The 26,248-nt window shown below is 70.3% G+C and carries 22 protein-coding genes and 1 pseudogene; 12 read left to right on the forward strand and 11 right to left on the reverse strand.

Annotated features, from left to right (window positions below; all coding sequences use genetic code 11):
* Positions 1-100 precede the first annotated feature (100 nt).
* Complete coding sequence (locus ACNFOC_RS25880; RefSeq protein ID WP_416961474.1) at positions 101-625, forward strand: aldehyde dehydrogenase family protein; 525 nt, start codon at positions 101-103, stop codon at positions 623-625.
* Positions 626-672: 47 nt separating this feature from the next.
* Here ACNFOC_RS25880 and ACNFOC_RS25885 read toward each other — a convergent pair whose 3' ends face one another.
* A complete protein-coding gene (locus tag ACNFOC_RS25885) occupies positions 673-1,329 on the reverse strand; it encodes a TetR/AcrR family transcriptional regulator (RefSeq protein ID WP_416961475.1) in 657 nt (218 codons plus the stop codon).
* Between the two features lie 127 nt (positions 1,330-1,456).
* On the opposite strand from ACNFOC_RS25885, the gene ACNFOC_RS25890 reads away from it, so the two are divergent.
* Together ACNFOC_RS25890 and ACNFOC_RS25895 are read left to right on the forward strand one after the other, a co-directional pair.
* A complete protein-coding gene (locus ACNFOC_RS25890) occupies positions 1,457-2,944 on the forward strand; it encodes an MDR family MFS transporter (RefSeq protein WP_416961476.1) in 1,488 nt (495 codons plus the stop codon).
* Between the two features lie 185 nt (positions 2,945-3,129).
* A complete protein-coding gene (locus ACNFOC_RS25895; RefSeq protein WP_416961477.1) occupies positions 3,130-3,672 on the forward strand; it encodes a flavin reductase family protein in 543 nt (180 codons plus the stop codon).
* Between the two features lie 104 nt (positions 3,673-3,776).
* On the opposite strand, the gene ACNFOC_RS25900 is transcribed toward ACNFOC_RS25895, so the two are convergent.
* Together ACNFOC_RS25900 and ACNFOC_RS25905 are read right to left on the reverse strand one after the other, a co-directional pair.
* A complete protein-coding gene (locus ACNFOC_RS25900) occupies positions 3,777-3,926 on the reverse strand; it encodes a hypothetical protein (protein ID WP_416961478.1) in 150 nt (49 codons plus the stop codon).
* 114 nt (positions 3,927-4,040) lie between these two features.
* Entirely contained in the window at positions 4,041-5,147 is a 1,107-nt protein-coding gene (locus ACNFOC_RS25905; RefSeq protein WP_416961479.1) for a sugar ABC transporter substrate-binding protein, read from the reverse strand.
* A gap of 352 nt (positions 5,148-5,499) precedes the next feature.
* On the opposite strand from ACNFOC_RS25905, the gene ACNFOC_RS25910 reads away from it, so the two are divergent.
* The 3 genes from ACNFOC_RS25910 to ACNFOC_RS25920 all read left to right on the forward strand — a co-directional run bounded on the left by ACNFOC_RS25910 (position 5,500) and on the right by ACNFOC_RS25920 (position 8,398).
* The gene (locus tag ACNFOC_RS25910) at positions 5,500-5,634 is read left to right on the forward strand and encodes a hypothetical protein (protein WP_416961480.1); all 135 of its coding nucleotides are present in this window, start codon (positions 5,500-5,502) and stop codon (positions 5,632-5,634) included.
* Positions 5,635-5,896: 262 nt separating this feature from the next.
* The gene (locus ACNFOC_RS25915; protein WP_416961481.1) at positions 5,897-6,436 is read left to right on the forward strand and encodes a hypothetical protein; all 540 of its coding nucleotides are present in this window, start codon (positions 5,897-5,899) and stop codon (positions 6,434-6,436) included.
* Positions 6,437-6,643: 207 nt separating this feature from the next.
* On the forward strand, positions 6,644-8,398 hold the full coding sequence (locus tag ACNFOC_RS25920) for an esterase (RefSeq protein WP_416961482.1): 1,755 nt from the start codon (positions 6,644-6,646) through the stop codon (positions 8,396-8,398).
* Between the two features lie 104 nt (positions 8,399-8,502).
* On the opposite strand, the gene ACNFOC_RS25925 is transcribed toward ACNFOC_RS25920, so the two are convergent.
* Both ACNFOC_RS25925 and ACNFOC_RS25930 read right to left on the reverse strand, forming a co-directional pair.
* Complete coding sequence (locus ACNFOC_RS25925; protein ID WP_416961483.1) at positions 8,503-9,138, reverse strand: TetR/AcrR family transcriptional regulator; 636 nt, start codon at positions 9,136-9,138, stop codon at positions 8,503-8,505.
* A gap of 83 nt (positions 9,139-9,221) precedes the next feature.
* Positions 9,222-13,187, reverse strand: a complete 3,966-nt coding sequence (locus ACNFOC_RS25930) for a type I polyketide synthase (protein WP_416961484.1) — start codon at positions 13,185-13,187, stop codon at positions 9,222-9,224.
* 253 nt (positions 13,188-13,440) lie between these two features.
* Between ACNFOC_RS25930 and ACNFOC_RS25935 the strand changes: the two genes are divergently transcribed.
* Positions 13,441-14,475, forward strand: a complete 1,035-nt coding sequence (locus tag ACNFOC_RS25935; protein ID WP_416961485.1) for a hypothetical protein — start codon at positions 13,441-13,443, stop codon at positions 14,473-14,475.
* A 69-nt stretch (positions 14,476-14,544) separates the two neighbouring features.
* On the opposite strand, the gene ACNFOC_RS25940 is transcribed toward ACNFOC_RS25935, so the two are convergent.
* Both ACNFOC_RS25940 and ACNFOC_RS25945 read right to left on the reverse strand, forming a co-directional pair.
* Positions 14,545-16,143: an FAD-dependent monooxygenase gene (locus ACNFOC_RS25940; RefSeq protein WP_416961486.1), complete on the reverse strand. Its 1,599-nt coding sequence runs from the start codon at positions 16,141-16,143 to the stop codon at positions 14,545-14,547.
* A gap of 15 nt (positions 16,144-16,158) precedes the next feature.
* A complete protein-coding gene (locus tag ACNFOC_RS25945) occupies positions 16,159-16,377 on the reverse strand; it encodes a hypothetical protein (protein ID WP_416961487.1) in 219 nt (72 codons plus the stop codon).
* Between the two features lie 87 nt (positions 16,378-16,464).
* Here ACNFOC_RS25945 and aroA point away from each other — a divergent pair, with 87 nt between their 5' ends.
* From aroA to ACNFOC_RS25965, 4 genes and pseudogenes are all read left to right on the forward strand, one after another.
* Complete coding sequence (gene aroA, locus ACNFOC_RS25950) at positions 16,465-17,763, forward strand: 3-phosphoshikimate 1-carboxyvinyltransferase (protein ID WP_416961488.1); 1,299 nt, start codon at positions 16,465-16,467, stop codon at positions 17,761-17,763.
* Positions 17,764-17,765: 2 nt separating this feature from the next.
* The gene (gene aroC / locus ACNFOC_RS25955; RefSeq protein WP_416961494.1) at positions 17,766-18,950 is read left to right on the forward strand and encodes a chorismate synthase; all 1,185 of its coding nucleotides are present in this window, start codon (positions 17,766-17,768) and stop codon (positions 18,948-18,950) included.
* Positions 18,947-19,765 (forward strand): annotated as a pseudogene (locus ACNFOC_RS25960) (shikimate dehydrogenase); the annotation flags it as partial. The gene aroC and the pseudogene ACNFOC_RS25960, both read left to right, overlap by 4 nt.
* A gap of 42 nt (positions 19,766-19,807) precedes the next feature.
* The gene (locus ACNFOC_RS25965; RefSeq protein ID WP_416961495.1) at positions 19,808-20,302 is read left to right on the forward strand and encodes a shikimate kinase; all 495 of its coding nucleotides are present in this window, start codon (positions 19,808-19,810) and stop codon (positions 20,300-20,302) included.
* 67 nt (positions 20,303-20,369) lie between these two features.
* On the opposite strand, the gene ACNFOC_RS25970 is transcribed toward ACNFOC_RS25965, so the two are convergent.
* Entirely contained in the window at positions 20,370-21,767 is a 1,398-nt protein-coding gene (locus ACNFOC_RS25970; RefSeq protein ID WP_416961489.1) for an MFS transporter, read from the reverse strand.
* A gap of 222 nt (positions 21,768-21,989) precedes the next feature.
* On the opposite strand from ACNFOC_RS25970, the gene ACNFOC_RS25975 reads away from it, so the two are divergent.
* Positions 21,990-22,862 (forward strand): helix-turn-helix transcriptional regulator, encoded by an 873-nt coding sequence (locus ACNFOC_RS25975; RefSeq protein WP_416961490.1) that lies wholly within the window; start codon positions 21,990-21,992, stop codon positions 22,860-22,862.
* Positions 22,863-22,888: 26 nt separating this feature from the next.
* Here the strand turns inward: ACNFOC_RS25975 and ACNFOC_RS25980 are convergent, their stop codons facing one another.
* The 3 genes from ACNFOC_RS25980 to ACNFOC_RS25990 are packed head-to-tail and all read right to left on the reverse strand — an operon-like array spanning position 22,889 to position 26,185.
* On the reverse strand, positions 22,889-23,371 hold the full coding sequence (locus ACNFOC_RS25980; protein ID WP_416961491.1) for an allene oxide cyclase barrel-like domain-containing protein: 483 nt from the start codon (positions 23,369-23,371) through the stop codon (positions 22,889-22,891).
* Between the two features lie 17 nt (positions 23,372-23,388).
* Positions 23,389-25,077 (reverse strand): aromatic amino acid lyase, encoded by a 1,689-nt coding sequence (locus ACNFOC_RS25985; protein WP_416961492.1) that lies wholly within the window; start codon positions 25,075-25,077, stop codon positions 23,389-23,391.
* 55 nt (positions 25,078-25,132) lie between these two features.
* Complete coding sequence (locus ACNFOC_RS25990) at positions 25,133-26,185, reverse strand: phenylacetate--CoA ligase family protein (protein WP_416961493.1); 1,053 nt, start codon at positions 26,183-26,185, stop codon at positions 25,133-25,135.
* Positions 26,186-26,248: the final 63 nt, after the last annotated feature.

Below are 26,248 nucleotides of genomic sequence, written 5' to 3' on the forward strand. Positions count from 1 at the left end.
TTGCCGTACGGCTGTTGCTGCTGTGGCTGGTACGTCTGCTGGGGCGTCATCCGAGTCGTCAACTCCCGTGGCCTCGGCGCCGTCTTTCCGCCGCGGGGTGATGGCGGCCGATGAGTTCACCCAGATCGCCAACACGCTGTTCCGCGACACCCGGTTGTCCTTCAAGGCCAAGGGCCTGTTCGGACTGCTCCGGCGCGACCAACAAGTACGTCACGGCCGCCGTGACGGGGCCAGGCTGCTCGCCGGGCAGGCCCCCACCGGCGCGGGCTACTTCTTCCCGCCGACGATCGTCGACGGCGCCGTGGACGGAGACGGCATCGTCGACGAGGAACAGTTCGGCCCGGTGCTCCCGGTCGTCCCCTACACGGACATCGAGGACGCGTTGGCCCGGGCCAACGGGACCACGTACGGTCTGTCGGGCTCGGTGTGGGGCACCGACACCGACCGGGCGTCCGCGGTGGCGGCGCGTCTGGAGTGCGGCACGGCCTGGGTCAACACCCATTTCGCGCTCGGACCCCACCAGCCCTTCGGCGGCCACAAGTGGAGCGGGGTGGGCACCGAGAACGGTGTGTGGGGCTACCACTCCTTCACCGACCTCCAGGTGCTGCACCGGGCGAAGGCCTGACGGGCCGCCACTGTGACGGCCCGTCCCGCGGACGTGCGGCGGGCCGGTCAGTCGGGCTGCCCGCCGACGTCCTTCGCTCCGGCCCGCATCCCGTCCGTGAGGAGCGTCAGGATGCGCTCGGCGCGCTCGGTCTCGGAGTACTGCGCGGCCCAGCCGATGGCCGCGGCGGCGGTGAAGAGATCCTCGGCGTCCATGTCCCGGCGTATCTCGCCGCTGGCCTGGGCCCGCTCCAGAAGCCGTGAGGCGGACTCGTGCATGGCCATGCACGAGCCGTGCAGTTCGGAGCGTACGTCGTGGAGGGCCGCCAGCACCGATCCGGGCAACCCGTGGAAGGTGCCGGAGCCGGCTGCGAACCTGTGCAGCCAAGCGGTGAGCGCCTCACCCGGGGAAGTCGCGGCCAGGGACTTGTCGGCGGCGTCGGCGAGCGTGTTGAGGCGGTCGCTGAGCACCGCCTGTACCAGTGCCTCACGGGTGGGGAAATGCCGGTAGAGGGTGGCGATCCCCACCCCGGCGCGCCGCGCGACATCCCGGAGGGAGGCGTCCAGTCCTTCCTCGGCCATGACGGTGCGGGCCACCGCGAGGAGGTTGTCCCGGTTGCGGCGGGCGTCGACGCGCATGCCGCCGCCCGCCTCGGTCCGAGCGGTTCGATCGGGCGGGCCCGCGGCATCGGCCGGGCCCGAGGTCGCGGCCTGTTGGTCACTCATGGCACCTCGCTCGGTTGAGATTCGGAGCGGCGCTCCGTATAGTCATCCGGAGCAGTGCTTCGTTTTTTCGGAGCAGTGCTCCCTATCCTACATAACCTCCTTGGTCGGCACTTAGGGAGATCGACTCATGTCAGCGGATAGCACTTCCAGCCCGCCGAGCGCGCCCGACACCGGACGGGAGCCCTTCTCCCCGGCACTGCGCAAAGTGATCGTGGTGACCACGCTCGGCGCGTTCATGACCTTCCTCGACTCCACCATCGTCAACGTGGCGCTCAAGACGCTGACGAGCGAGATGGACACCTCGCTGTCCACCATCCAGTGGCTGGTCACCGCCTACCTGCTGGCGATGGCGGCGGTCATCCCCATCAGCGGCTGGCTCGGCGCGCGGCTCGGTGCCAAGCGGGTCTTCATCGCCGCCATCACCGTGTTCACCCTCGCCTCCTTGGCCTGTGGCCTGGCCACCTCCATCGAGCAACTGATCGTCTTCCGTACCCTCCAGGGCATCGGAGGCATCGCCGTCCCGGTCAGCCAGGCGATCCTGGTCCGCGCGGCCGGACCCCGGCTGATGGCCCGGGTCATGAGCGTCAGCGGCATCCCGGTCATCATGGCGCCGGTGGTCGGCCCCACGGTCGGCGGCCTGCTGCTCCAGCATGTCGGCTGGGAATCGATCTTCCTGGTCAACATCCCGATCGGCATCCTCACCGTGCTGCTCGCCGTGAAGCTGCTGCCGGCCGACGTCGTCGCCCACCCCGGCAAACTCGACGTCCCCGGCCTCGTCACCATCGTCGCGGCGAGCGTCGGTATCACCTACGGGCTGTCCGAGATCGGCAACTCCGGCGACGCGGCCTCCGCCAAGGTGGTCGTCTCGATCGGCGCGGGCGTCCTGCTCCTGGCCGCCTTCGTCGTCTTCTCCCTCCGCAGCGCCAAACCGCTGCTGGACATCAGGCTGTTCAAGGACCGGCTCTACACCGCGGCCTCGCTCACCAACTTCTTCATGGGCGCGCTGAGCCTGGGCGCCGTCATCCTCATGCCGCTGTACTTCCAGACCGTCCGTGGGGAGGACGCGGTCAGCACCGGCCTGCTGCTGATTCCACAGGGAGTGGGCGTCGCGGTGGCGATGTGGCGGGTGGCCCGCTTCGTCGACAGGTTCGGCAGCGGCCCGGTCGCCCTGGCCGGCGGCCTGATCAGCATCGTCGCGACAGTCCCGTTCGTGGCCATCGGCGACGACACCTCGTACTGGTGGATCGGTGCCGCCATGGTGGTCCGCGGATTCGGTATCGGTACCTGTGCGATTCCTGCGGTCACCGCGGCGTACCGGGCGGTGTCGATGATGAAGATCCCGGACGCCACCGTGCAGCTCAACATGGGTCAGCGCATCGGCGGTTCGCTCGGCGCGGCCATCCTGGCCGTCGTGCTCCAGCGACAGCTCCAGGACGCCCGGACGCCGGCCGACCAGGCGAACGGCTTCGGCGTGGCCTTCTGGTGGACGCTGGGGATCGGCGTCGCGGCCACGCTCCCGGCGGTCCTCCTCGCCGTGGTCGAACGCCGCAGCGCGGCCGCCGCGGCGGCTCCGGCAGCCCCTGCGGGTTCCCTGAAGGAGGCCGGGCAGACCTGACCCGGCTCCCCTGACGGGGTATGCGGGCGGGCCGCTCACCATCCCCCGGGCGTCCGTCCGCATACCTCATGGCGGGCCCATGAGGGACGGACGCCCCGGCGCCGCTCCCCACGGGCCCGTCCTCAGCGCATGCCGCCCGCGCTCCGTCGCGTCATCGCCCACCGCCCGCCGTGAGGGGAGTTCCCGTGTCCGTGGCCAGGCTCTTCGCCGCCGGTTCCGTACCCGCGCAGCCCACTGTGCCGTCTGAGGAGTTCAAGTCCGCCTTCCGCGCCCATCCGGCCGGAGTCGTGGTGATCACGGTGCCGGGCTCCCCCCGCCCGGCCGGATTCACGGCGACGTCACTGGTGTCGCTGTCGCTCACCCCACCGCTGGTCTGCTTCTCGATCGCCGCCACCGCGTCCAGCTGGCCGGCCGTACGGGACGCGACGACCGCCGTGGCCCACCTGCTCGCGGCCGGCCAGGAGGACATCGCCCGGCGGTTCGCCACCAGTGGCATCGACCGCTTCGCGGCGCCGACCCGCCACAGCCTCCTGCCCGGCGGCGAGCCCTTGCTCGACGAGGTCGGCACCTGGCTGCTGCTGTCCCTGGAGAGCCTCATACCGGCCGGCGACCACCGCCTGGTGACGGCGAGGGTCCGGCAGGTGACGACCATCGGCGAGCACCGGCCCCTGATCTACCACGACGGCACCTACCGCACCCTTGAGGGCCTCCCGCCGAACCTCCGCTGACCACTCCCGCTGCAACGGCTTATGCGCCGGGTGAACGAAGAGTGACGCGACGGCCCGCGACGCGGCGGGAGCACGACGTTGCTCCAACCGGCGCGGGCCCGGCCTCAGTTCAGCGTGTCACCGGCCAGGGCGAGGTCCTCGCCGCGCGCAAGGACCCTCGCGAGAAAGAGATGCGCGGCGTGGGAACCGAGCAACTGGAGGGCATGGCCCTGCTGTTGCCCGAAGGCGTGTCCGTCCTGGACCGCACCGCTCACTCGGCGGCCCGGTTCGCCCTCCGGCTCAGGAACAACCTGCTGCCGGGCGGCACGGCCGTCATGTCCAACACCGAGTGGGGACCTGAGGCCATGGAGCCGTACAGAGCGTGGCCGCTACTTCAGGCCGATCGCCGCGCAGGCCGCCACGTACTCCGGGGTGCAGATGTCCTTGACGGAGTAGATGCCGTCGGCGATCACGGTGTCCTCGACGTTGTCCTTCGTGAGCGCGACTACCGGGACCAGCATCGTGGGGATCTTCTTCTCGGTGGGGCTGTCGACCGTGTCGCGGGTCAGCGCGTCGAACTGGATGTCGCGGCCCTGGACCTTGTACACCGCCATCTCCGCGGCGCGGGTGGCCTCTTCCGGGAACGGCTTGTACGCGGTCATGTACTGCTCGCCCGCGACGATCCGCTGCACCGCGTCCAGGTTCGCGTCCTGGCCGGTCACCGGTGGGATCTTGGTGGCGCCCGCGTCCTTGAGCGCCTTGATGACGGCGCCCGCCAGGCCGTCGTTGGCCGCGTAGACCGCGGCGATGTCGTCGAGGCCGACGGCCTTGATGGCGTTCTTCATGTTCGTCTCGGCGACCGCCGGCGACCATTTCTCGGTGTCGTACATCTTGGCTATCTTGACGTTGTTCTGAAGTTCGCCGAGGGCACCCTCCTTGAACTTGGCGTAGTTCGTGTCCGCGGGGTCGCCGTTCATCATGACGATCTTGCTGGACGCCGCCTTGTTGCCGAGCGCCGTGATGATGGCGCGGGCCTGGATCTCGCCGACGAGTTCGTTGTCGTGCGAGACGTACGCGTCGATCGGGCCCTCGGCGAGCCGGTCGTAGGCGATGACCGGGATACCGGCGTCCTTCGCCTTCTGGACGTCCGACGCGATGGCCTTGGCGTTCAGCGCGTCCACCAGGATGACGTCGACCTTCTGGTCCACCATCTGCTGGAACTGCCGGCTCTGCTTGTCCTGGCTCGCCTCGGCGTTGGCGTAGACGACCTTGCCCTTGCCGTTGGTGAGGGCGGCGACCTCCTTCTTGATGACGGGGTGGTCGAAGGCCTCGAACCGTGCGGTGTCCTTGTCGGGCAGGAGCAGTCCCACCGTGATGTCGTCGCCCTTCTTCGGAGACGCGGAGCTGTCGCTTCCGCCGACTCCGTCGATGACGCCGCACGCGGTGAGGGCCAGCGCGGACGCGGAGGCGGTCAGGGCGGTCGCGAGACGACGCACGGGGATTCCACAAAGAGCGGGAGCGCTCACGTCGGGCGCCTTTCGAGTGTGAGGGGAGCGGGTTGGCTTGCGGTGGTGGTTGTCGATGTCCGGTGAGAAGTCGCTGCCAGGCAAGGGGATGCGGCCCTTGCGTCTGCGGGGGCAGGAAGGCTTCGACACGGCCTCCGCGATCGGGAGAAACTCCTTCGCCTGTGCGATTCCTGTCTCGGTCCGTCACCGTCGCACTTCCTTGATGTGGACGGGGTGGTGATCACGGAGAGAGGTTGTGGCGGTTCCGGTCACTCGGTTTGATTCGACGTTTGATTCGACGTTGATTCGACCGCGTTCGTGAGGGCGGAGGGGGAGCGGTGCGGTGAGCCGGGCAGGTGAGTCGGCCACGGCGCGGGTCCTCGACGCCGACCTGTCCGGGCGACTCCCGTACGTCGACGGCGAGTTGGTCCCGGGTCCCACGATCCGCGAGATCCCAACTCCTCTCGTCCACCGGTGAGTTGCGGGGGAGTACCGGGCCAAGGGGGGAATCATCAGCGCGACCTACGCCGGTGAGAGCCTGATCAAGTTCGTCCGGCCAACGCCCGCTGCGCGCACCAACACCCCTTCCGCGCACCGCCGTTCGCCAGCACCCGTATCGATCGCACCCTCACCGACGCTCCCTCAGCTCCTCTTGCGGAAGTGGTAACTCCGCCCGGGTGGAGGGCAGAACGGATCCATGCAAAACGTCAAGGCCCCAACAACTCCATGGAGGTGGTGACTTGACCGTCATCGTCGGTCTGGTCCATCGCGAGCGTGTCCATCTCGCCGGGGACTCCGCAGGCAGCAGCGGGTCGCAGCTCACCATCCGTCGTGACCCGAAGGTCTTCACCAACGGCCCCTACGTCCTTGGGTTCACGACCTCGTTCCGTATGGGCCAGCTCCTCCACCACGCGTTCGAGGCCCCGCACCCCGAAGGCGACCTCGACCGCTTCATGGCCACGCGCTTCATCAACGCCGTCCGTGCCTGCCTCAAGGAGGGTGGATGGGCCCGCAAGGACTCCGAGCAGGAACAGGCGGGTGTCTTCCTCGTCGGTGTCCACGGCCGTCTCTTCGAGATCCATGGCGACTACCAGGTCGGTGAGCCCGTCGAGGGATACGCCGCTGTGGGGTGCGGGGACGACCTGGCTCTCGGCGCCCTGCACGCCACCGCCGAGCTCGGCCTCAAACCGCGCGAACGCCTCACCGCGTCCCTGCGTGCCGCAGACCACCACAGCACGTATGTCTCCGCCCCGTACACCTACGTGAAGACGCCCCGCTGAACCATTCCCGCGGCCCCGCATGCACGGCGGTGCACCTTCTAACAAAACTATCATCAAAATTGTTAACAATCCTGGTGTCCAGCTCACGCTCCCGCCCTACAGTCTGGGACTCGTATGAGCCGCACAGCCCGACCCGCCCCCGGTGCCACCGGGGTGGTGCGCGGGTCGGCTGTGATCACGTATCCCGCTGTACAAGGAGGCCTACGGGTGGACATCAACCGCAGAACTGTGATGCGGAGCGCCACGGGCGTCGCAGCCCTGGCCGCGTTCGGAGTCGCCGAGGGCACCACGGGCACGGCGTTCGCCGCTACCTCGTCGTCGGGCAGCACGTCGAGCGCGTCCTCGGCGTACTCGCTGGAGTTCGACGCCACCGCATGGTCGTACGACTCGACCAACGACGTGTACTACCAGATCGGAAAGGTGTACGTCGGGAACCCGGCCGCCCCGGACTACGAGAACCTGTCGATCTATGTGCCGGGCGCCTACCTGACGGCCACGGCGAACAGCGACGGGACCACGTACACCGCGAAGGCCAACCCGAAGGGCACCGTCGGCGCGTACTCGGGACGCACAGCGCCGATCGTGATCCCGGTCAACACCCCCGGCTACGCCCAGCAGGCGCCGGCCACGTCGTACAGCTACAGCAGCGTGTCGGCGTACCTGGAAGCCGGGCTCGTCTACGTGTGGCCGGGTCTGCGCGGTCGGGACAGCTCGACCAGCACCCGCTCCGACGCGGCCCCCTGGGGTGTGACCGACGTGAAGGCCGCGGTCCGCTTCCTCCGGTACAACCGGAGCGTCCTGCCCGGCAGCACGGAGGACATCGTCCTGTTCGGCATGAGCGGTGGCGGCGCCCAGGACACCGTGGCGGGCGTCTCCGGCGACAGCCCCCTGTTCGACCCGTACCTGCGCACGATCGGCGCGGCGATGGAGGACGCCCAGGGCCGGCCCCTCAGCGACGCGGTCGCCGGTGTCATGGCCTGGTGCCCGATCACGAACCTCGCCGAGGCCAACCTGTCCTACGAGTGGAACATGGGCCAGTTCGCCTCGACCGGCACGCGCGCGTCCACCACGTGGAGCAGTGCCTACTCGGCGGACCTCGCGAAGGCCTGGCCCAAGTACCTCAACCGCCTTGGCCTGCGCGACGAGCACGGCAGGCGCCTGGGGCTGACCGAGTCCGGCAGCGGCACCTACCTGGCCGGCAGCTACTACGACCACCTGATCGGGGTGATCACCACCTCGCTGAACAACTTCCTGTCCGACAACACCTTCCCGTACACCATCACCACCCAGGGCGGCCCGCCCGGATCGGGCCAGACGGGGACCTCGACCACGTACGAGACGGTCGCCGACTACATCGCCTACCTCAACACCGACAGCACCTGGGTCACCTACGACGCCACGACCAACACCGCGACGGTGTCCGGCCTCGAAGGCTTCGTGAACAGCCAGAAGACCGCGAACAAGCCGGTCGGCGCGTTCGACGGATACTCCCGCGGGCAGGGCGAGAACAGCGTCTTCGCGATGGGGCTGGGCGCCCCGTCGCACTTCGCGCCGCTCACGCGTGACGTCATCAAGGCGAACGAGACGACGTACGCCACGTACTCCGACTGGAACACCGACTACGGCGTCGCGGCGTACGACAGCGACTTCGCCAAGAAGGACAGCGTCGGCAAGGACATGGCCTGGCGGGGAGACGCGTACAACCCGCTGTACTTCCTCTCGCCCGCCTTCGGTGGCTACCGGCAGTCGCAGGTGGCGCGGCACTGGCGCATCCGCACCGGCATCATGCAGGGCGACACGGCCAACACGACCGAGATCAACCTCCAGCTGGCTCTGCGGAACTACGGCATCCGCGATGTCGACTTCGCCACCGTGTGGGCCCTGGCGCACACCATGGCCGAGCGCACCGGTGACTCGACGACGAACTTCATCGACTGGGTGGAGTCCGTCGTCAAGAAGTGATCGTCGGTTCGGACAGCCGGGCGCCCGACCGGTGAGCCTCGATCGGGCGCCCGGCACCTACAGTCCTTTCGGGGTTCGCCATCGCGCATCCCGTACGCGACTCCCTAGGAACTCTTCGGCGCGGTCATGCCGTCGAGGAGGAGTTGCAGGATCTGCTGCAACTCCTCGGCCAGGGATCCGGTCGCGTCCGTGTCCGAGGACTGGTTGGCCCATCGGTAGAGCGCCCCGAGGTAGACGTCACGCAGGACGTTGCCGACTCCGATGGCCGACATTCCGGGGCTCAGCTCGCCCTGCCGCACCCCGCTGTCGACGATCCGGCCGAACACCTCCGCGACGTACGGCTCCTCGAGGATCGGCCGGCCCGCCTTCACCCAGGCGGTGAGCATGGCGGCGGTGAGCCGGGATTCCTCCTGGTTGATGCGGACCAGGACGGCCATGCACTGCTGGAGCCGCGCGACCGAGGTCAGGGTGAACGCGCCGCTCTCCTCCAGACCTGTCACGAGGGCGGCACGCCTCCTTTCCCCCCAGGCACCGATGATGTCTTCCTTGCGCTGGAAGTAGTTGAAGAAGGTTCCACGCGCCACATCGGCCCGCTCCGCGATCTCGTCGATGGAGGTGTGGTCGTACCCCTTCTCCACGAAGAGTTCGACGGCGGCCAGGTAGAGACGTTCCCTGACGCGTTCCTTGTTGCGTTCCCGGCGGCCGACCGGCGGCGTCGTCGTTGTCGCGCGCGAGTCCATTCCGTCCTCCTGTTCATACGGAGATCAGTGAGCCTTGCGATGGAGTTTTTTATACCACGGTGCAAATTTGCATGCCGCTCTTGCTACGGCGTCCCGGCCGCGATGCTCTCGCTCAGGCCGGCGATGCTCTCCGCGCCCAGGAGCCGTCCGGCGCTGATCTCCACGCCGTGACTGCGGCGCAGGCGCTGCCGGAGCTGGGAGGCCATGAGTGAGTCGAGCCCGAGTTCGCGCAACGACCGCCGCTCGTCGATGTCCGACGCGGACATCCCCATCAGCGCCGCGCAGTGCTCGAGAAGGGTCGTCGTGGGTTCCTCCGGTGAGGCCTCCTGAAGCGTGGCGGGCGGCGTGGGGGATCCCTGTGCCCGGTCGCCGGGAGGCGATGCGGCGGAGCGCAGCAGGCCGGCGAGGAAGCCGCTGCCGAAGGGGTCCGCGACCTTCTTGGCCAGGTCGGCGAGGGGCGCCGCACACTGCTCGGAGACCGCCGAGACGAGCGCGGACACGTGCGCCAGCGGCGTGTTCGCCGCTGGCGTCCGCGCGAGCCTCCGCAGGCGGATTCCGGAGAACCGCGCAAGGACGCGGCGGTCCGGGGCGATCAGGACGACGTCGGCCAGCAGGGAGGCTCCGCCGCTGTCGGATCGTACGGTGCACAGGCTCCAGAACTCCGGCTCCGGTTCCGCGTGGAACCGGACCGAGTCGAAGGACACGGGAACGTGGGCGACGCCGTCCCCCGACATGACCCCCGGCCGGGCCGCCAGGAGTGCCAGCAGACCCGTCTCCCAGCCGGCCCGTGGCAGGGGTTTGCCGAGCCGCACCCGGGCCACCGCCTCGCCGTCGCGTCGCCACAGATGCTCCACGGCCCGGAACGGCTCCGCGATGTCGTAGCCGTGGCGCTCCGCGAGGAGCGGGAAGTCCTGTGCCCCCAGGTAGTCCCGGCACCGTGCGAGCGCTTCGTCGAGGGCGTCCGCGGCCCCGGGGGCCGCATCGTCGGTGTCGTCGGTCCCGGCCACGACGACACGCGCCGTGGCGCAGAGGACGGGGTCGGGGGTGCCTTCCGTCGAGGCTCGCACGGCGACCGTCCGGGCTTTCCCGGCTTCCTCCAGGTGCCCGTCCAGGGTCACCTGGAGGGTAGTGGCGTCGGCCGCGCCGACGGGCACATGATCGTCGCCCAGCCGTACGTCCCGCAGTTCGAAAGAGGTGTCGGGATCGGCCTCCCGCGCTGTCTCCAGCATCGCCTCGAGATACACGACGGGCGGCACGGGGGCGATGCCGTGGACGCTCACCCCGTCACCCCAGCCGGCGGTCGCGCCCCACGACCCGAGGTCGATCCGTCGGACCCGGGAGGCGCTGGACTGGTGTGCGGCCACGGGATCCGCCGTCTCGCGCCGGAACAGCTCGACGTCCCAGGCGTAGGTGGGCAGTGACGGCACATGCCGCGGGCCGTCGCCGTACCACCGCCGCCAGTCCGTCCGCCCGCCGTGGGCGAAGAGCCGCCCGGCGGCCCGGGCCAGTTCGGCGGACTCGTCGCACGCGCGGTGCAGCGAGGCGACCGCGGCGGCGTCGACGTGGCCGTCGCCCAGTGTGTCGTCCATGGCGGCGACCAGCACCGGATGGGGGCTGACCTCGAGAAAGACGCTCTCCGTCTCCTGGCCCAGCTTGCGCACGGTGTCCGCGAACCGCACGGGGCGGCGCAGGTTGTCCATCCAGTAGGCGGCCGTCAGCTCCGGACCCTCGACCGTCGAGCAGTACACGGTGGAGACCATGTGGGCGGTGCCGGGCACGGGGGAGAGGCCGGCCAGTTCCTGTAAGAGGTCGTCGCGCAGGGGGTCCATCTGCGGTGAGTGCGAGGCCACGTTCACCGGCACCGGGCGGCACAGCACCCCGTTCTCCTCCAGTTCGGCCCGGAGGCGGGCGAGGGCGCCGGGGTCGCCGGCGAGGACGGTGGTGGTGGGGGAGTTCTCGACCGCCACGCACACCGCCTCCCCGTAGGCCCGGGTGTGCTGCCGTGCTTCGGCGGCCGACAGTTCGACGACGAGCATGCCGCCGCGTGCCGCCGTGCGCTGCATCAGCCGGCTGCGGCGGCAGATCACCGCGGCCGCGTCGTCGAGCGACAGGGCACCGGAGACATGGGCTGCCGCGACCTCCCCCATGCTGTGGCCGATGCACACGCTCGGCTCCACACCGCGTTCACGCCAGGCGGCGGCGAGTGCCACCTGTACGGCCCACAAGACGGGCTGGACGATGCTCACGTCGGGTGGGAACTCGGGTTCGCCGGACATCAGCCGGTCCAGGACCGACCAGCCGAGCTCGCCGCGGACGGCCCGGTCGCACGCATCCAACGCCGTCCGGAAGGCGGGCGAGGACCGGTACAGGGCGCGGCTCATGCCCGCCCACTGCGACCCCTGCCCCGAGAAGACGAACACCGTGCGCCTGTCGCCCGACAGGCCTGCCTCCGCCGTACCCCCGTCGGGTGTGGGTTCGCCGGCCGCGAGGGCCCGGAGCCGCCGCGACAGCGCGTCGTGGTCGTCGCCGACGGCCCACAGCCGGTGGCGATGGAGATCCCGCCCACGGGCCGCGGCGGAGCAGATGTCGCGGAGCCGGTGCCGTCGCCCGGCCCCGGACGGGCCGAGATAGTCCGCGTAGCGCTCGGCCAGGCGACGGAGGGAACCGGTCGTCCGCGCGCTGAGCACCAGCAGATGGGGCCCGGTGTCCGGGGCGTCCTCGCGGACGGCGGGTGTGGGCTCGGGGGCGTGGGCGCCGACGACGAGATGGGCGTTGGTCCCGGACAGGCCGAAGGAGCTGACGCCCAGCAGGGCGCGGGAACCGGCCGCGTCCAGGGGCTCGTTGCGGGTCACCACGCGTACCGGGAAGTCGTCCTGCCCGAGCAAGGGGTGCGGCTCCACGACGTGCAGCGACGCGGGAACGACTCCGTGCCGGAGCATCAGTGCCGTCTTGATCAGTCCGGCGATGCCGGCCGCGGCCTCGGCATGACCGAGGTTGGTCTTGACCGAGCCGGTCGGTAACGGACGGTCCGCCGGCCGGCCCGCACCGGCCGACTGGGCGAGCGCCTGGAGTTCCACCCCGTCCCCGACGCGCGTTCCGGTGCCGTGCGCTTCGACGTAGTCGAGTTCCGAGGGTTTGATGCCGGCGCTGACGCAGGCCTCGCGCACCATGTCGGCCTGGCCGTCCACGGAGGGGGTGATCAGCAGTCCGCTGGCCGCGCCGTCGTTGGTGACCGCGCTGCCGAGCAGTACCGCACTCACGGGGTCGCCGTCCCGGACGGCGTCCGCCAGGCGCTTGAGCACCACCACCCCCACGCCCTCGCTGCGGACGAACCCGTCGGCGCGGGCGTCGCCGAACCGGCAGCGGCCCTCGGGGGAGAGCATGTCCGCCTGGGAGTAGGCGATGGAGTCGTGCGGGGACAGGATGACGTTGACACCCGCGGCGACACACAGGTCGCTCTCGCCGGTGAGCAGGCTCTGCCGTGCGGCGTGCACGGCGACCAGTGACGAGGAGCACGCGGTGTCCAGTACGACACTCGGCCCGCGCAGGTCGAGGGCGTAGGAGACGCGCCCGGCCGTGACGGCGCGCAGTCGGCTGCCCACCATGCTGCGGACATCGGGCTCATGGGCCCGGGGATCGGTCTCCGCGTGCTCGGCCGTCGCCTGCCCGACGAAGACTCCGCCCCTGCTCCCGGCCAGTCGGGAGGGAGGTGTCCCCGCCGACTCCAGGGCCTCCCACACCACGTGCAGCAGAAGCCGCTGCTGCGGATCCATGGCGCGTGCTTCCACGGGTGGGACACCGAAGAACGCCGCGTCGAAGCCGAAGGGGTCGGTGAGGAAGCCACCGTGCCGGGACACGGTCCGGCCCGGGGTCATGGGGGTGAGGTCGTGGCATTCGCCGACGTCGAAGCGCTCGTGCGGGACCGGTGTCACCGTCTCCGTGTTGGTCACGAGGACGTCCCACAGCTCGTCGACGCTCTCGATCCCGGGGAACCGGCATCCCATACCGACGATCGCGATGGGTGTCGTGCTCGACAGTTCTGTACGCATGGAGGGCTCCAGGCTTCCAGTCATGGGCGAGTCGAATGATCGATCAAGTCGGAATACAAAAATACACTCGCAACCATAATTCGCCTGGGATCCGATCATGTCCCTCGCGGAAATCCGGGCTCACGCGGAGGCGGGTGCGAGCTTTAGGGCGTTTTGCCACTTATCTACACTGGTAAAATTTAGACTTGCGTTCATAGATGGCCTCGTGCTTATTCTTGAATCCTGGTTGTCGTAGTCGGCGAGGGGGAAGGCTGTGGACATCGCCCAGATCGTTCCGCTGATGGGGGACGAGGAGCTGACTGCGTACCAGTTCCTCGTCGCTTCCGGAGGCACCAAGCTCGAGAGACTCGCGAGCAGCCTGGGATGGGGCGCGGGCCGGACGGAGCGAGTGCTCTCCCGGCTGAGAAGGATGAGGCTGGCACGATCCGAGGCGGAGGGGCACGGCGACTGGACCGCCGTGCACCCCGAGGCGGCCAGACTCCAGTACGCCCAGCCCCTCTCGGGTGTCATCGACGCATGGCAGGCCCAGCTGGACGGGATCCGTGAGCAGCTCGACACGCTTTCCGGCCTCAGCCCCGACGGCACGGAGGCCGACGGCGCCAGCCCCGTGGTGACCATCGAGGGCGTGTCCGACATCCGTGACGCACTCGAGGGCTGCGCGGCACAGTGCGCCGAGGAGGTGTTCGCCGTGCAGCCCCTGGGGCGCGGAGCCCCGGCCCTCGCCCGGGACGTGGTCTGCCAGGATTCCGGACTCATGACGTCCGAGGTCGGCGTGCGGGTGCTGCTCCCGCATCTGTCCCGCTACGACGCGGAGGTGCGGGACTGCGCCGAACGGATCTCGGCGTCGGGGGGCGAGGTCCGGACCGCCGCCGCGTCCTTGCCGCCACTGATCGTCTTCGACCGCTCCGCGGCGTTCCTCCTGGACGGCGAGGACACCGGCAGGGCGCACCTGGTGAGGCATCGCGCCCTGGTCGAGTTCATCGTCCACATGGCGGTGAGCGCCTGGGCGACCAGCGAGGTCTTCCGGAGGACGGGCGGCGGCAACCGGATCCCGGACTCCCTGACCCAGGAGACGAAGACCGCGATCGTCCAGCTGCTCGCCGCCGGTTACAAGGACGAAGTGGTGGCCAGGCGCCTGGGCATCGGTGTGCGGACCTGCCGGAAGTACATCGCCGAGATGTTCGGCGACCTGGGGGCGCAGAGCCGGTTCCAGGCCGGCTGGATGGTTCGGGACCACATGCTCGTGTCCGGCTCCGACGAGTCCGTGGCGGATCACAACGTGGCCTGAGGCGTGACGGGGCCTGAGGCGCGGGCCGGCCGCCTGCGGGGCGCCGGCCCGCACCTGTGCGGCCCCGGCTCAGCGCGCGAGTATCGCGGTGAGGGCCGCCGTGAGCTCACCCTCCGGATCGCCTACGGCCCTCCTGCCGCGCCAGGCCACGACCGCGTCGGGGCGGATCAGGGCGGCGCCGGTCGGTTCGACGCCGTAGCGGTCGCACCAGACGTTGCCGCTGTCGACGAAGCGGTCGCCGATCCGGTGTGCGGCGAGGCCGACCCCGAGGTCACGGGCGACCTTCTCGGCGGCGGTGATCCACTCGGGGGCCTCGCGCCCCGCCAGCACCACGAAGTCGCGGCCGAACAGGTCGTGGGTGGACAACTCCCGTGCGCCGTCGGTGAGTACGACGTGCGGGGCCCGTCCGCCCGGACGCCCCGTGGGAGTCCACGGATCCTCCTGGAGGCTGCCGTCGTCGTCGGCCTCGGTGCGGACCGCGGGGGAGTGGTAGCGGAAACCCAGGTACTCCCTGGGCATGGGGATGGGGGCGTTGGGATCGGCCGGGTTGTAACTCGCGGGCACCCGGCCCTCGGAGATCTTCGCCAGTTCGACCTCGCGCTCGACGGTGATGCGGACGAGGGGGCGGCGCTCGAGCTCGTAGGTGTCGAGCAGGTCGGGTCCGGCCTGTCCGGTGAGGACCAGCGAGAGGCGCCAGGACAGGTCGTAGGCGTCCTGGATGGCGAGGTTGCCGCCCTGCCCGCCGTTCGGTGGGCAGGCGTGCGCGGAGTCGCCGGCCAGGAAGACCCGGCCCTCGCGGAACCGCTCGGCCAGCTTGTGGTTGATGGGGAAGAAGCGGGCGTTGACGAACCTGACGTCGATCTCGGGGTCCCCGATGGCGCGGCGGATCCGCTCCAGGCAACGCGCCTCGGTGAAGTCCTCCGGTGTCTCGCCCCGCTCGGGGAAGTAGTCGACCCACAGGGTGTGCCGGTCGGAGCCGTCCAGGATGAAGCTGGATCCGCTGCCCGGCATCCCGATGACCTCGACCGCCCCCTTCTTCACGTACCGGGTCAGGTCGGCCTCGAAGGTGACGACGTACATGTGGCCGATGTTCCCGCCGCCCTCGACGACGATGCCGAGCATGTCCCGGACCCGGCTCGTGTTCCCGTCGGCCGCCACCAGATAGTCCGCCTCGACCAGGTACTCGCGACCGCTGGACACCTCACGGAGCGTCGCGGTGACCTTCTCGTCGTCCTGGGTGAGGGAGATCAGCTCGGTACCGGGGCGCAGGTCCGCACCGGCCTCCTCGGCGCTGACGCGGAGGATCTCCTCGACCTGGGCCTGCGATATCCAGGCCAGCGGCGGCACGGACGAGAGCTCCTGCGGGTCGGGCTGCCCGTCCTCCGGGTCGAGGAACCGTCGCCCGGGATCGGCCAGTGAGGTGCCGTGGCTCATCCGGGGCCACTGGGCCTCCCCCAGGGCGGAGCGGATGCGCCGGGCCACGCCGGGCAGCGTGTTGAGCAGCTCCTGGGAGCGTGTGTTCAACCCCCATGCCTTCGGCAGCGTGGAGGCACTCGGCCGTCGCTCCACCAGAAGCGGGCGCACACCACGTGCGGCGAGGCTCAGAGCGGTGGTGAGGCCGGTGTAGGCGCCACCGACGACGAGTACGGGAACTCGCTGGACTGACATGTAATTCTGCCTCCGTCAATGCTGCGTCGAGGACAATTCACGATCATTCACGCGGTCGGTGAGGATTGAAGGGCGGATTTCAAGAGGGTTTTCAAGGAGGGTTTCAAGGGGGCGAGTAGGCGGTGGCATCCGTTCGGCAGTGCGGCGATAATCCTCCGCAACCACAGTGCCGTTGAGGATGCGCGGTCCGCCATCACTGTCGAATGCAGCAAGCTGTGGTGCAGCTTGTTGCACATCCGGAACCCCGGGCGGCGGACGTTAGTATCGCTGTGCCACGTCCCCAGGAATTGCGTGGCGGAATACCAGGGGAAGGAATGCGTGATGGGTTTCCCATACGAATCCAAGTCGATTGCCCGGATACCTGGTTCGAAGAGTCTGACCAACAGAGCACTCCTGCTGGCCACCGCCGCCACCGGTGTCAGCCGGATTAGGGACCCGCTCGTCAGCGACGACACCGTCGCCTTCCGGACGGCGGTGGAGAACCTGGGAGCCCGGGTGGACAGCGGCCCGCTGGACGCCTTCTGGGACGTGACCGGAATCGGCGGGAGCCCCGTCGGCCCGGCCGGGGTGTGGTGCGCGGACGCGGGCACCGCGGGGCGGTTCCTTCCGCCCTTCGCCGCCACCGGACGAGGCACCTTCCTCCTCGACGGCTCCGCACAGTTGCGAGCACGCCCCCAAGAACCCTTGTACGACGCGCTGTTGAAGGCCGGTGCGCGGACGAGCGCCGCTCCGGGCGGAGGTCTGCCCCTGACGATCGAGGCCGAGGGGCTGGACGGTGGCGAGATCACCGTGGACTCGTCCATGAGCAGCCAGTACCTCAGCGGTCTGCTGATGGCAGCGCCCCTGATGCGACGCGGACTCGTGGTGCGCGGGGCGCGGTTGGTCAGCCGTCCCTACATCGACATGACGCTGTCCCTCATGCGGCGCTTCGGCGCGCGGGCCCACGAGCGGGGCGACGGTGAGTTCGTCGTCGAACCCGGCGCGTACACCGCCACCGACGTGGCGATCGAACCGGACGCGTCCACCGCCTCGTACTTCTTCGCGGCGGCCGCCGTGACCCGACGGAGCGTCACGGTGCCGGGCCTGAGGAGCGGCAGCCCGCAGGGCGACCTGCGCTTCGTCGAGGTGCTGGCGCGGGCGGGCGCCCAGGTGGACGTGGGGCGGGCCGCGACCACCGTGACGGGGAGCGGCGTCCTGCGCGGCGGCTTCGATGCCGACATGGGCGATATCTCTGACACCTTCATGACGCTGGCCGCGATCGCCCCGCTTGCCGACGCCCCCGTCACCATCCACGCCATCGCCCACGCTCGGCTGAAGGAGTCCGACCGCATCGCGGCCGTGGCCGACAACCTACGAGCGCTCGGTGTCGTCACCGAGGTCGGACCGGACCGCATCACCATCGTCCCCGGCCCCACGGTGCCCGCCCGGATCACCTGCCACGGCGATCACCGCATCGCCATGGCGTTCTCCGTCCTCGGTCTGGACGCCCCCGGCATCACCCTCGACGACCCGGGCTGCGTCTCCAAGACGTTCCCGGGATTTCACGACGAGATGCGGCGGCTGTTCCCCCGATACCAACTCCCCGTCGGCGCGGCCGACATGACGAAGGAGGCCCTGTGAGTATGGGCAGGTTGCGCTGGCTGACCGCGGGGGAGTCCCACGGTCCCGCACTCGTGGCGACGCTGGAGGGTCTTCCCGCCGGTGTGCCGATCACCACGGAGATGGTGGCGGATCACTTGGCCCGGCGTCGGCTCGGTTATGGACGCGGTGCGCGGATGAAGTTCGAGCGTGACGAGGTCACGTTCCTCGGCGGTGTCCGGCACGGCCTCACGCTCGGCTCCCCGGTCGCGATCATGGTGGGCAACACGGAGTGGCCCAAGTGGGAGCAGGTCATGGCGGCCGACCCGGTCGATCCGGAGATCCTGGCCGGGCTGGCGCGTAATGCTCCGCTGACCCGCCCCCGTCCCGGTCATGCCGATCTTGCGGGGATGCAGAAGTACGGGTTCGATGAGGCGCGTCCGATCCTGGAGCGTGCCTCGGCGCGGGAGACGGCGGCCCGGGTGGCGTTGGGTGCGGTGGCGCGGTCGTACATCAGGGAGACGGCCGGGATCGAGATCGTCTCGCACGTCGTGGAGTTGGCTTCGGCGAAGGCTCCGCAGGGGGTGCTGCCGACGCCGGCCGATGTCGAGAAGCTGGACGCCGATCCGGTGCGCTGCCTGGACGCCGATGCGTCGAAGGCGATGGTTGCGGAGATCGATCAGGCCCACAAGGACGGCGACACCCTCGGCGGAGTCGTCGAGATCCTCGCCTACGGCGTTCCCGTCGGCCTCGGCTCGCACGTGCACTGGGACCGGAAGCTGGACGCCCGCCTCGCCGGTGCCCTCATGGGGATCCAGGCGATCAAGGGCGTCGAGATCGGCGACGGCTTCGAACTCGCCCGGGTGCCCGGCTCTCAGGCGCACGACGAGATCGTCAACACCGTCGAGGGCATCCGTCGGGTCTCCGGTCGTTCCGGTGGCACCGAGGGTGGTCTGTCCACGGGTGAACTGCTGCGCGTGCGTGCCGCGATGAAGCCGATCGCGACCGTGCCGCGCGCCCTGCAAACCGTCGACGTGGTCACCGGTGAGGCCACCCAGGCCCACCACCAGCGTTCCGACGTCTCCGCGGTCCCGGCCGCCGGGATTGTCGCGGAGGCGATGGTCGCGCTGGTCCTGGCGGATGCGGTGGCGGAGAAGTTCGGTGGTGACTCGGTGCCCGAGACGCGCCGTAACGTCCGTTCGTATCTCGAGAACCTGGAGGTCCGATGAACGGGCACGGTCGTCGGGCAGCTGTGCTGGGCTCGCCCGTCGCGCACTCGTTGTCGCCGGTGCTGCACCGTGCCGCCTACACGGAACTGGGGCTCGTCGACTGGTCGTACGACCGGTTCGACGTGGACGAGACAGGTCTGCCCGGCTTCTTCGAGGAACTCGAGCCGCAGTGGGCGGGACTGTCGCTGACCATGCCGTTGAAGCGTGCGGTGATTCCGCTGCTCGACGGGATATCCGCGACGGCGCGTTCCGTCCAGGCGGTCAACACCGTGGTGTTCGGTGCGGACGGCGAACGTCTGGGGGACAACACGGACATCCCCGGGATGATCGCCGCACTGCACGAACGCGGTGTCGAACACGTCGGCTCGGCCACGGTCCTCGGCGGCGGTGCGACCGCCTCATCGGCGCTGGCCGCGCTCGCGGACATCTGTACCGGCGAGGTCGTGGCGTACGTGCGCGGTGCGCGGCGTGCGGCCGAGATGCGGGAGTGGGGTGAGCGGCTGGGCGTCGACGTCCGTACGGAGAACTGGGCGGACGCGGCGGACGGACTGGGCGCGCCCCTGGTGGTGTCGACCACTCCGGCAGGGGTGACCGACACGCTCGCTGGAGGGGTGCCACAAGGGCCCGGCACACTCTTCGACGTGCTCTACGACCCGTGGCCGACCGCGCTCGCGGCACGCTGGTCCGCGCTCGGCGGGGCCGTCGTCGGCGGCCTCGATCTGCTGGTCCACCAGGCTGTGTTGCAGGTGGAGCAGATGACCGGCCGTGCCCGGGCGCCGCTGGACGCGATGCGGCAGGCCGGCCGGTCCGCGCTCGGCGGCGGGGGAACCCGTCCGCGGGCCGTCCTGGTCGGGCCGATGGGCGTGGGCAAGTCCACCGTCGGGCAGTTGCTCGCCGAGCGGCTGGGCTGCGCCTACCGCGACACCGACGACGACATCGTGACCGCGGAGGGCCGGGCGATCGCGGACATCTTCGTGACGGAGGGCGAGGCACGCTTCCGGGCGCTGGAGAAAGAGGCCGTCGCGGCCGCGCTCGCCGGGCACGACGGGATCCTCGCCCTGGGCGGCGGCGCGGTCGTGGACGACGACACCCGCGAACTGCTCTCCGGCCACCGTGTCGTCCACCTCTCGATGGACGTAGAGGAGGCAGCCCGCCGGACCGGGCTGAACGCGGCGCGGCCGCTGCTCGCGGACAACCCCCGTGAACGGTGGAGCGAGTTGGCGGAGGCGCGGCGCCCTCTGTACGCCGAGGTCGCCACGGCGGTGGTGGCGACGGACGGCCGGACGCCCGACGAGGTCGCCCGGGCGGTCCTCGGGACACTCGCCGAGCACGGCGGCGAAGCGACCGGATAGCGCGTCGCGCGGGTGAGGAGGTGCCCGGCACCTCCTCACCCGCGCTACACGGCCGTCGCCGCTGTCCTCAACGTCGCGGCAGCAGTGCCGCCGCGCCCAGCGCGTTGGCCACCAGCAGGCAGGCCGCGAGCAGCAGGCTCTCCCGCATCCCCGGCGCGAAGTCCCCCGCGAGCAGCGCACCGAAGACGGCGATGCTGAGCGCTCCGCCCGTCTGGCGGCTGGTGTTGAGCAGTGCCGCCGCCGTGCCGGCCCGCTCCGTGGCGACACTGTCGAGCATCAGGGTGGTCAGCGCCGGCATCGCGAGGGCGCCGCCGATGCCCAGCGGAATCATCAGCACGGCGGTCACCCACGGGGGCGTGCCCGTGTCGACGGCGGCCAGCGCGCCGCACCCCAGCACGCCGGTCAGCAGCCCCGCGACGACCACCTTCCGCGGTCCGTAGCGGGAGACCGCGCGGGGCGAGAAGTAGTTGAAGTGGGCGGTGACCACCGCCATCGGCACGAACATCAGCCCGGCGGAGAACGCCGACTGCCCGCGCTGTTCCTGGAAGAAGAGACTCAGCACGAACACCCCGCCGTAGAAAGCGGCGTTGCAGGCGAAGCCCGCGACGACCGGCACACTCACCCCGCGCTGCCGGAACAGCTCCAGCGGGAGCATCGGCGCACGCCGCCGTGCCTCTACGGCGACGAAAGCGGCTCCGGCCGACACCGCGACCGCGGCCGCCGCGAGCACCGTAGCGCTGAGCCCCTGGTGGCCGCCCTCGATCACGGCGAAGGTCAGTGCGGCCAGCGCCAGAACCGCGGTCAGCTGCCCCGGCAGGTCGAACACGGCGGGGTGGCGCGGGGAGCGTGCCGCGCGGATCAGCGTCAGGAAACCGGCGAGCCCGGCAGGCACGTTGAGCCAGAACACCGCACGCCAGGTCCAGTCCGTGGTGAGCAGCCCACCGAGGACGGGCCCCGCGGCGATGGCCACCGCGCCGCCGACCGTCCACAGGGCGATGCCGCGGGCCCGCGCGTCCGGATCGGGGAACGCCTGCCGGATCAGCGCCAGGGAGGAGGGCACCATCACCGCCGCCGCGCCGCCCTGCACCACCCGCGCCGCCGTCAGCTCTCCGAGGGTCGGAGCCACCCCGCAGGCCAGCGAGGCGAGGGTGAAGACGGCGAGTCCCCAGCCGTAGGCGCGCCGCGCGCCGACCGTGTCCGAGAACGCGCCGGCGGAGAGCATCAGCGCCGCGAACATCAGGGTGTAGCTGTCGGCGACCCACTGGAGCCCGGACAGCGAGCCGCCGAGGTCGTCCCCCATGGCGGGCAGCGCGACGTTGACGCCGGAGACGTCGAGTGTGATCACGAAGAAGCCGAGGACGGCGGAGACCAGAGCCGCGGTGGCCGAGCCCGTCCGCTCCGGCTCACCCCGGACGCCCGCACCGTCCTTGTCACTGGTGTCTGTTCCGGATCGCGTCACGCGCATCGTTCACTGCTCCTCACTGTGCGGCCCCCGTCTGGAAGTGGAATCGAACTCGGAATCGAATATGGGTGGGAGGTCGACGCGGACGACGGACACGGAAGGCGGGTACGGACACCAGCGTGCTCGGCGTGTGCGGCCCCCGGTAGACCGCGCTGTACAGGGGAGCGCTGTTCCTGGCCCTGACAGGGCCAGACTGTTCGCGCGATCTCTTGCGACACTGGGGGGATGAGCGAAGGAACGGAACTCGGCCGCTTCCTCCGTGCCCGCCGCGCGCAGATCCGCCCGCAGGACGTCGGACTGCCCGCCGGTACGGGAAGCCGCCGCACGCCGGGCCTGCGCCGCGAGGAGCTCGCGACGCTGGCCGGAGTCAGCTTCGACTACTACACGCGACTGGAGCGTGGCCGTGAGACCCGCCCCTCGCCCGCCGTCGTCACCGCGCTCGGCGAGGCGCTCCACCTGTCCGCCGAGGCGCTGAACCGGCTGCACGAACTGGTGGCGCTCGCCGCGGGCCAGACACCGGCGCCGGCCCCGGGACCGGCGCGTACGGTGCGGGAGCCGGTGCGCGCCCTGCTGGAGACACTGCGCCCCTCACCGGCGTACGTCGTCAGCCGTGCCAACGACCTGCTGGCCGCCAACCGGCCCGGGCTGCGTCTCTTCCCGGGTATCACGGAGTGGCCGGTGGAGCGCCGCAATCTCACCCGTTACATGTTCCTGCACCCCATGGGCCGCAAGCTGTACCGCGACTGGGAGAAGATGGCGGCGCGCAGCGCGGCCCACCTGCGGGCGATCGCGGGCGCCGACCCGGACATGCCGGAGCTGGCCCAGCTCGTCGGCGAACTCGTGGTCAAGAGCCCGGAGTTCGCCCGGCTGTGGGAGCGGTACGACGTCGAGGCGCGGGGCGGCGGCGAGAAGCACTTCCAGCATCCGGAGGTCGGCTCGATGCGCCTCAGTTTCGAGGTGATGGCGATCTTCCGTACGGACGGCCAGCGTCTCGTCACCTACCAGGCGGCGCCCGGTACCCCGGACCACGACGCGATGCTGCTGCTGGACATGGCCAGCCCCAAGGAGGCGGTGTTCTCCGAGGGGACCGGGAGGTAGCGCCTCCGGGGCCGTGCCGCGCCCGTTCACCGGTCCAGCTCGATGCGGTAGGTCTCGTGCGGGGTCTGGATGTCGTTGCACGTCAGTTCACCGGTGGCACCGCGGTAGGCGCCCGTGCCACCGGTGACGGCCATCCGCACGGTGTCGCTGCCCTTGGTCCACAAGGACTGCGCGGTGAGCTGGCCGTCCGGCAGTTGCACCGACAGGACGCAGTTGGTGGTGGTCCTCTCGCCGACCAGCTTGGTCACCTGGCAGGAACTGCCGTCCTCGCCGACCTGCTTCCCGTCCTTGAAGAGCTTGTCGGAGTACACGAACTCGTCTCCGACGCTCAACCCGCGGTCGCCGACATCGGTGTGCACGACCCTGTCGTTGCCTATGTCCAGGTCGATGACCCGCCCGGGCGTGGCCTGCGCGGGAACGGCGAGCACGGCGGACGCTCCCAGGGCCAGCGCTCCCGCCGCCACGGCGCCGAACAGGGCGAGCTTCTTCTTGGGGTACTTCTCGGACATGGGATGACACTCCTCACTCACGCACCGCTCGTCGCGGTGCTTCGGTTTCGTCGGACGAGGCCGGTGGCGTCGGCGCCGATCGCGAAGTCCTCGTCGCTCAGCCCCGCGGCCCGCCGCAGGGCCCCGCCCTCGATCAGGCCGGCCACGGCCTCGATGTCCGCGTCCAGCCGGCGATCACGGGCCACGAAGGCGCTGTGCTCCCTGATGAGCCCGTGCACCGCCCGGACGGCCGGCGCCGCCTGCTCGACGCCCCGCAGGTCGATCGCCTGGGCGAGGGCGAGCAGGTGGATGGCCGCCACCTCGCGCACCAGGCCGTTGACGGTGCGCGCGTCACGGGCGGCGATGGTGCCCATGCTGACGACGTCCTGGTTGTGCGCCTCCGTGGAGCGCGAGAACACGGAGGCCGGCCCGGTGTGTTTCAGGGCTTCGGCGGTGACGGCCGAGGCCGCGATCTGCATCCCCTTGAACCCGTGGTGCAGTCCCGCCTCGGGATCGTCCGGGCGGCGGGGGACCACCAGGTTGGGCGGCAGCCCCTCGTTGAACTTCTCGTCCACGACGAGCGCGAGCTGACGGTCGAGCAGGTTCGCCAGTCCGGCCACGGCGGTCTTCAGGCTGTCCATGGCCTGTCCGACATGGCCCGCGTAGAAGTTTCCTCCGAGGTGGAGTCCGGACTCCTCGACGTCGAACAGGGGATTGTCGGTCGCGGAGTTGATCTCGGTGCCGAGCCAGCGCTCCGTCCAGTCGAGCGTGTCCCGGACGATGCCGATGATCTGCGGTGCGCAGCGCACCGAGTACTTGTCCTGGATCCGCTCGTTCAGCCGGAGGGAACCGCGCCCGGCGAGCTTCTCGCGGCGCAGCAGGATGTCGTCGAAGGACGTGACGAGCCGCGACCCCGCGAGCAGGGTCCGGACGACCCCGGCGGACTCGACCTGGCCGGGGTGCGGTTTGTGGGCGTGGACGAACGGATGCAGCGCGGACGCGTTGCCGTGCAGCGCCTCCAGCGCCATGGCCGTCGCGAGTTCGGCGACGAAGGCCAACTCCCGTGCGTCCCAGGCGGCGAGGACCGCGTACGCCGAGGCGAAGGAGGTGCCGTTGATCAGCGCGATCCCCTCCTTGGGCGCTAGCCGCACCGGTTCGATGCCCTCGTCGCGCAGGGCGTCGAGAGCTGGACGTACGGTGCCGCGGTGCAGGACCTGTCCTTCGCCGATCAGTGCCGCGGCCAGGTAGCACAGCGGGACCAGGTCGCCGCTGGCGCCGACCGAACCGCGTTCGGGGATCAACGGCAGGATGTCCCGGCTCAGGCACTCCAGGAGGGTCGACACCGTCCGCGGCCGGATCGCCGAGACGCCCCTGGCCAGCGCGTTGGCCCTGATGATCATGGCTGCCCGGGCAACCGCCGGCACGGCAGGCGGTCCCGTGCCGTTGAGGTGGTAGAGCACCAGATTGCGCTGGAGTTCGTACGCCTTGTCCGGCGGGATCTGCCGGACGCAGCTGTCCCCGAAGCCCGTGGTCACGCCGTAGACCGGAATCTCCTGGGCCAGCAGGGTCTCCTTGAGGTCGACGGAGGCCCGCATCCGTTCGACGGCCGCGGCACCGAGCGTCACCCGGGTGTCGCCGCCGGCCCGGCGCGCGGCCGCGGCGACCGAGGCGGGTGACAGGCCGGTCCCGTCGAGTTCGAGGTGCCGGACGGTGGACATGTGCGGCATGAGTACTGCTCCTCCCGACTCCGGGCGGAGCGTCCCTGGGAGACGTGGAGCGCCCCTAGTAGACGCCCTCGATCAGCTTCTGGCCGTCCGCTTCGGCGACCGGACGGATGTTCCGCAGCGAGTCGCCGACCCCGGTGGGGCTGGGGACCCGGGTGGCCAGGTCGCGTTCGAGGCTGTTGGGCACGAGGCCGTACTCGGTCAGGTGGTTCATGACCACGGCCCCCTCCGCGCCGTACTCGACCGGCCGGCCGGAGGAGGGGTCGACGACGCGGTAGAGGACGTAGGGGGCGTACGAGTCGAAGACCACGTCCCCGGTGCCCTCCGGGTCGGGGCGCTGCACCGTGCCGCTGAGGACGGACGTGCTGCCGTACGACCCCCTGAAGCGCGCCTTGGGGAAGAACTCCGTGGACAGATAGTCCAGGGTGTCGGGGTCCATGTGCGCCCCGGTCCAGATCACCAGGCGCACCTTCTCCTGGATCAGCGCGCGGACCTCGGCGCGCTCGGCCAGCCGGGCCAGGAGCGGAGGCGTCGTGATCAGGAACGCGATGTCCTGTGACCGCAGGACCAGTTCGGCCTGGTCGACGAGGTGGTCGACGTAGGCGCCGGCGCCGGCGGTGTCCCCGGCGGCGATGAGCCGCTTCACCCAGCGCGGATCCAGGTCGATGGAGAACCGGATCCCGTCCCTGGCCCGCGCGATCCTCCTGGAGTACTCGCCGAGCATGTGGGGGCCGCTGGGCGCCACGGCCAGCGTGTGGCCCGTACCGTCGTCGCGGTAGTGGGAGTTCTCCCAGGCCATGTACTGGTCGAACCAGTTCTCGAACATCACGAAGCGCTTGGGAGCCCCTGTGGTGCCACCGCTCTCGTACACGGCGGACACCTGCTCCGTCGGGTCCAGGCCGCGCGGAATCAGGTCCTCGACGGGCACGTCCCGGAGTTCGTCCACCAGGTTGGGGAACTTCAGCAGATCGTCGACGCACCGCACGTCCTCGACCGGGTCGAAACCCAGCCGGTCGCGGCGCTCCAGCCAGTACCGGGAACCCGTGGCCGGGTCGAAGTGCCAGCGCATCATGGCTCGGACGTGCGTGTCGGCCTCTTCGCGGGCGTTCATGGCGTCTCACCGTGCTTTCTCGGTCGAGGGACGAGGGACGAGGGACAGGGGTCGGGGGTTGGG

Source organism: Streptomyces colwelliae, from assembly GCF_048158785.1.
In the GTDB taxonomy this organism is placed as follows: Bacteria; Actinomycetota; Actinomycetes; order Streptomycetales; family Streptomycetaceae; genus Streptomyces.

What these genes read in the sequence shown, in the direction of transcription:
- ACNFOC_RS25880 (WP_416961474.1), top strand. Translation starts at nt 101, where the DNA reads ATGGCGGCCGATGAGTTCACCCAGATCGCCAACACGCTGTTCCGCGAC.
- ACNFOC_RS25885 (WP_416961475.1), bottom strand. Translation starts at nt 1,329, where the DNA reads ATGAGTGACCAACAGGCCGCGACCTCGGGCCCGGCCGATGCCGCGGGC.
- ACNFOC_RS25890 (WP_416961476.1), top strand. Translation starts at nt 1,457, where the DNA reads ATGTCAGCGGATAGCACTTCCAGCCCGCCGAGCGCGCCCGACACCGGA.
- ACNFOC_RS25925 (WP_416961483.1), bottom strand. Translation starts at nt 9,138, where the DNA reads ATGGACTCGCGCGCGACAACGACGACGCCGCCGGTCGGCCGCCGGGAA.
- ACNFOC_RS25930 (WP_416961484.1), bottom strand. Translation starts at nt 13,187, where the DNA reads ATGCGTACAGAACTGTCGAGCACGACACCCATCGCGATCGTCGGTATG.
- ACNFOC_RS25940 (WP_416961486.1), bottom strand. Translation starts at nt 16,143, where the DNA reads ATGTCAGTCCAGCGAGTTCCCGTACTCGTCGTCGGTGGCGCCTACACC.
- aroA (WP_416961488.1), top strand. Translation starts at nt 16,465, where the DNA reads ATGGGTTTCCCATACGAATCCAAGTCGATTGCCCGGATACCTGGTTCG.
- aroC (WP_416961494.1), top strand. Translation starts at nt 17,766, where the DNA reads ATGGGCAGGTTGCGCTGGCTGACCGCGGGGGAGTCCCACGGTCCCGCA.
- ACNFOC_RS25965 (WP_416961495.1), top strand. Translation starts at nt 19,808, where the DNA reads ATGGGCGTGGGCAAGTCCACCGTCGGGCAGTTGCTCGCCGAGCGGCTG.
- ACNFOC_RS25970 (WP_416961489.1), bottom strand. Translation starts at nt 21,767, where the DNA reads ATGCGCGTGACGCGATCCGGAACAGACACCAGTGACAAGGACGGTGCG.
- ACNFOC_RS25975 (WP_416961490.1), top strand. Translation starts at nt 21,990, where the DNA reads ATGAGCGAAGGAACGGAACTCGGCCGCTTCCTCCGTGCCCGCCGCGCG.
- ACNFOC_RS25980 (WP_416961491.1), bottom strand. Translation starts at nt 23,371, where the DNA reads ATGTCCGAGAAGTACCCCAAGAAGAAGCTCGCCCTGTTCGGCGCCGTG.
- ACNFOC_RS25985 (WP_416961492.1), bottom strand. Translation starts at nt 25,077, where the DNA reads ATGCCGCACATGTCCACCGTCCGGCACCTCGAACTCGACGGGACCGGC.
- ACNFOC_RS25990 (WP_416961493.1), bottom strand. Translation starts at nt 26,185, where the DNA reads ATGAACGCCCGCGAAGAGGCCGACACGCACGTCCGAGCCATGATGCGC.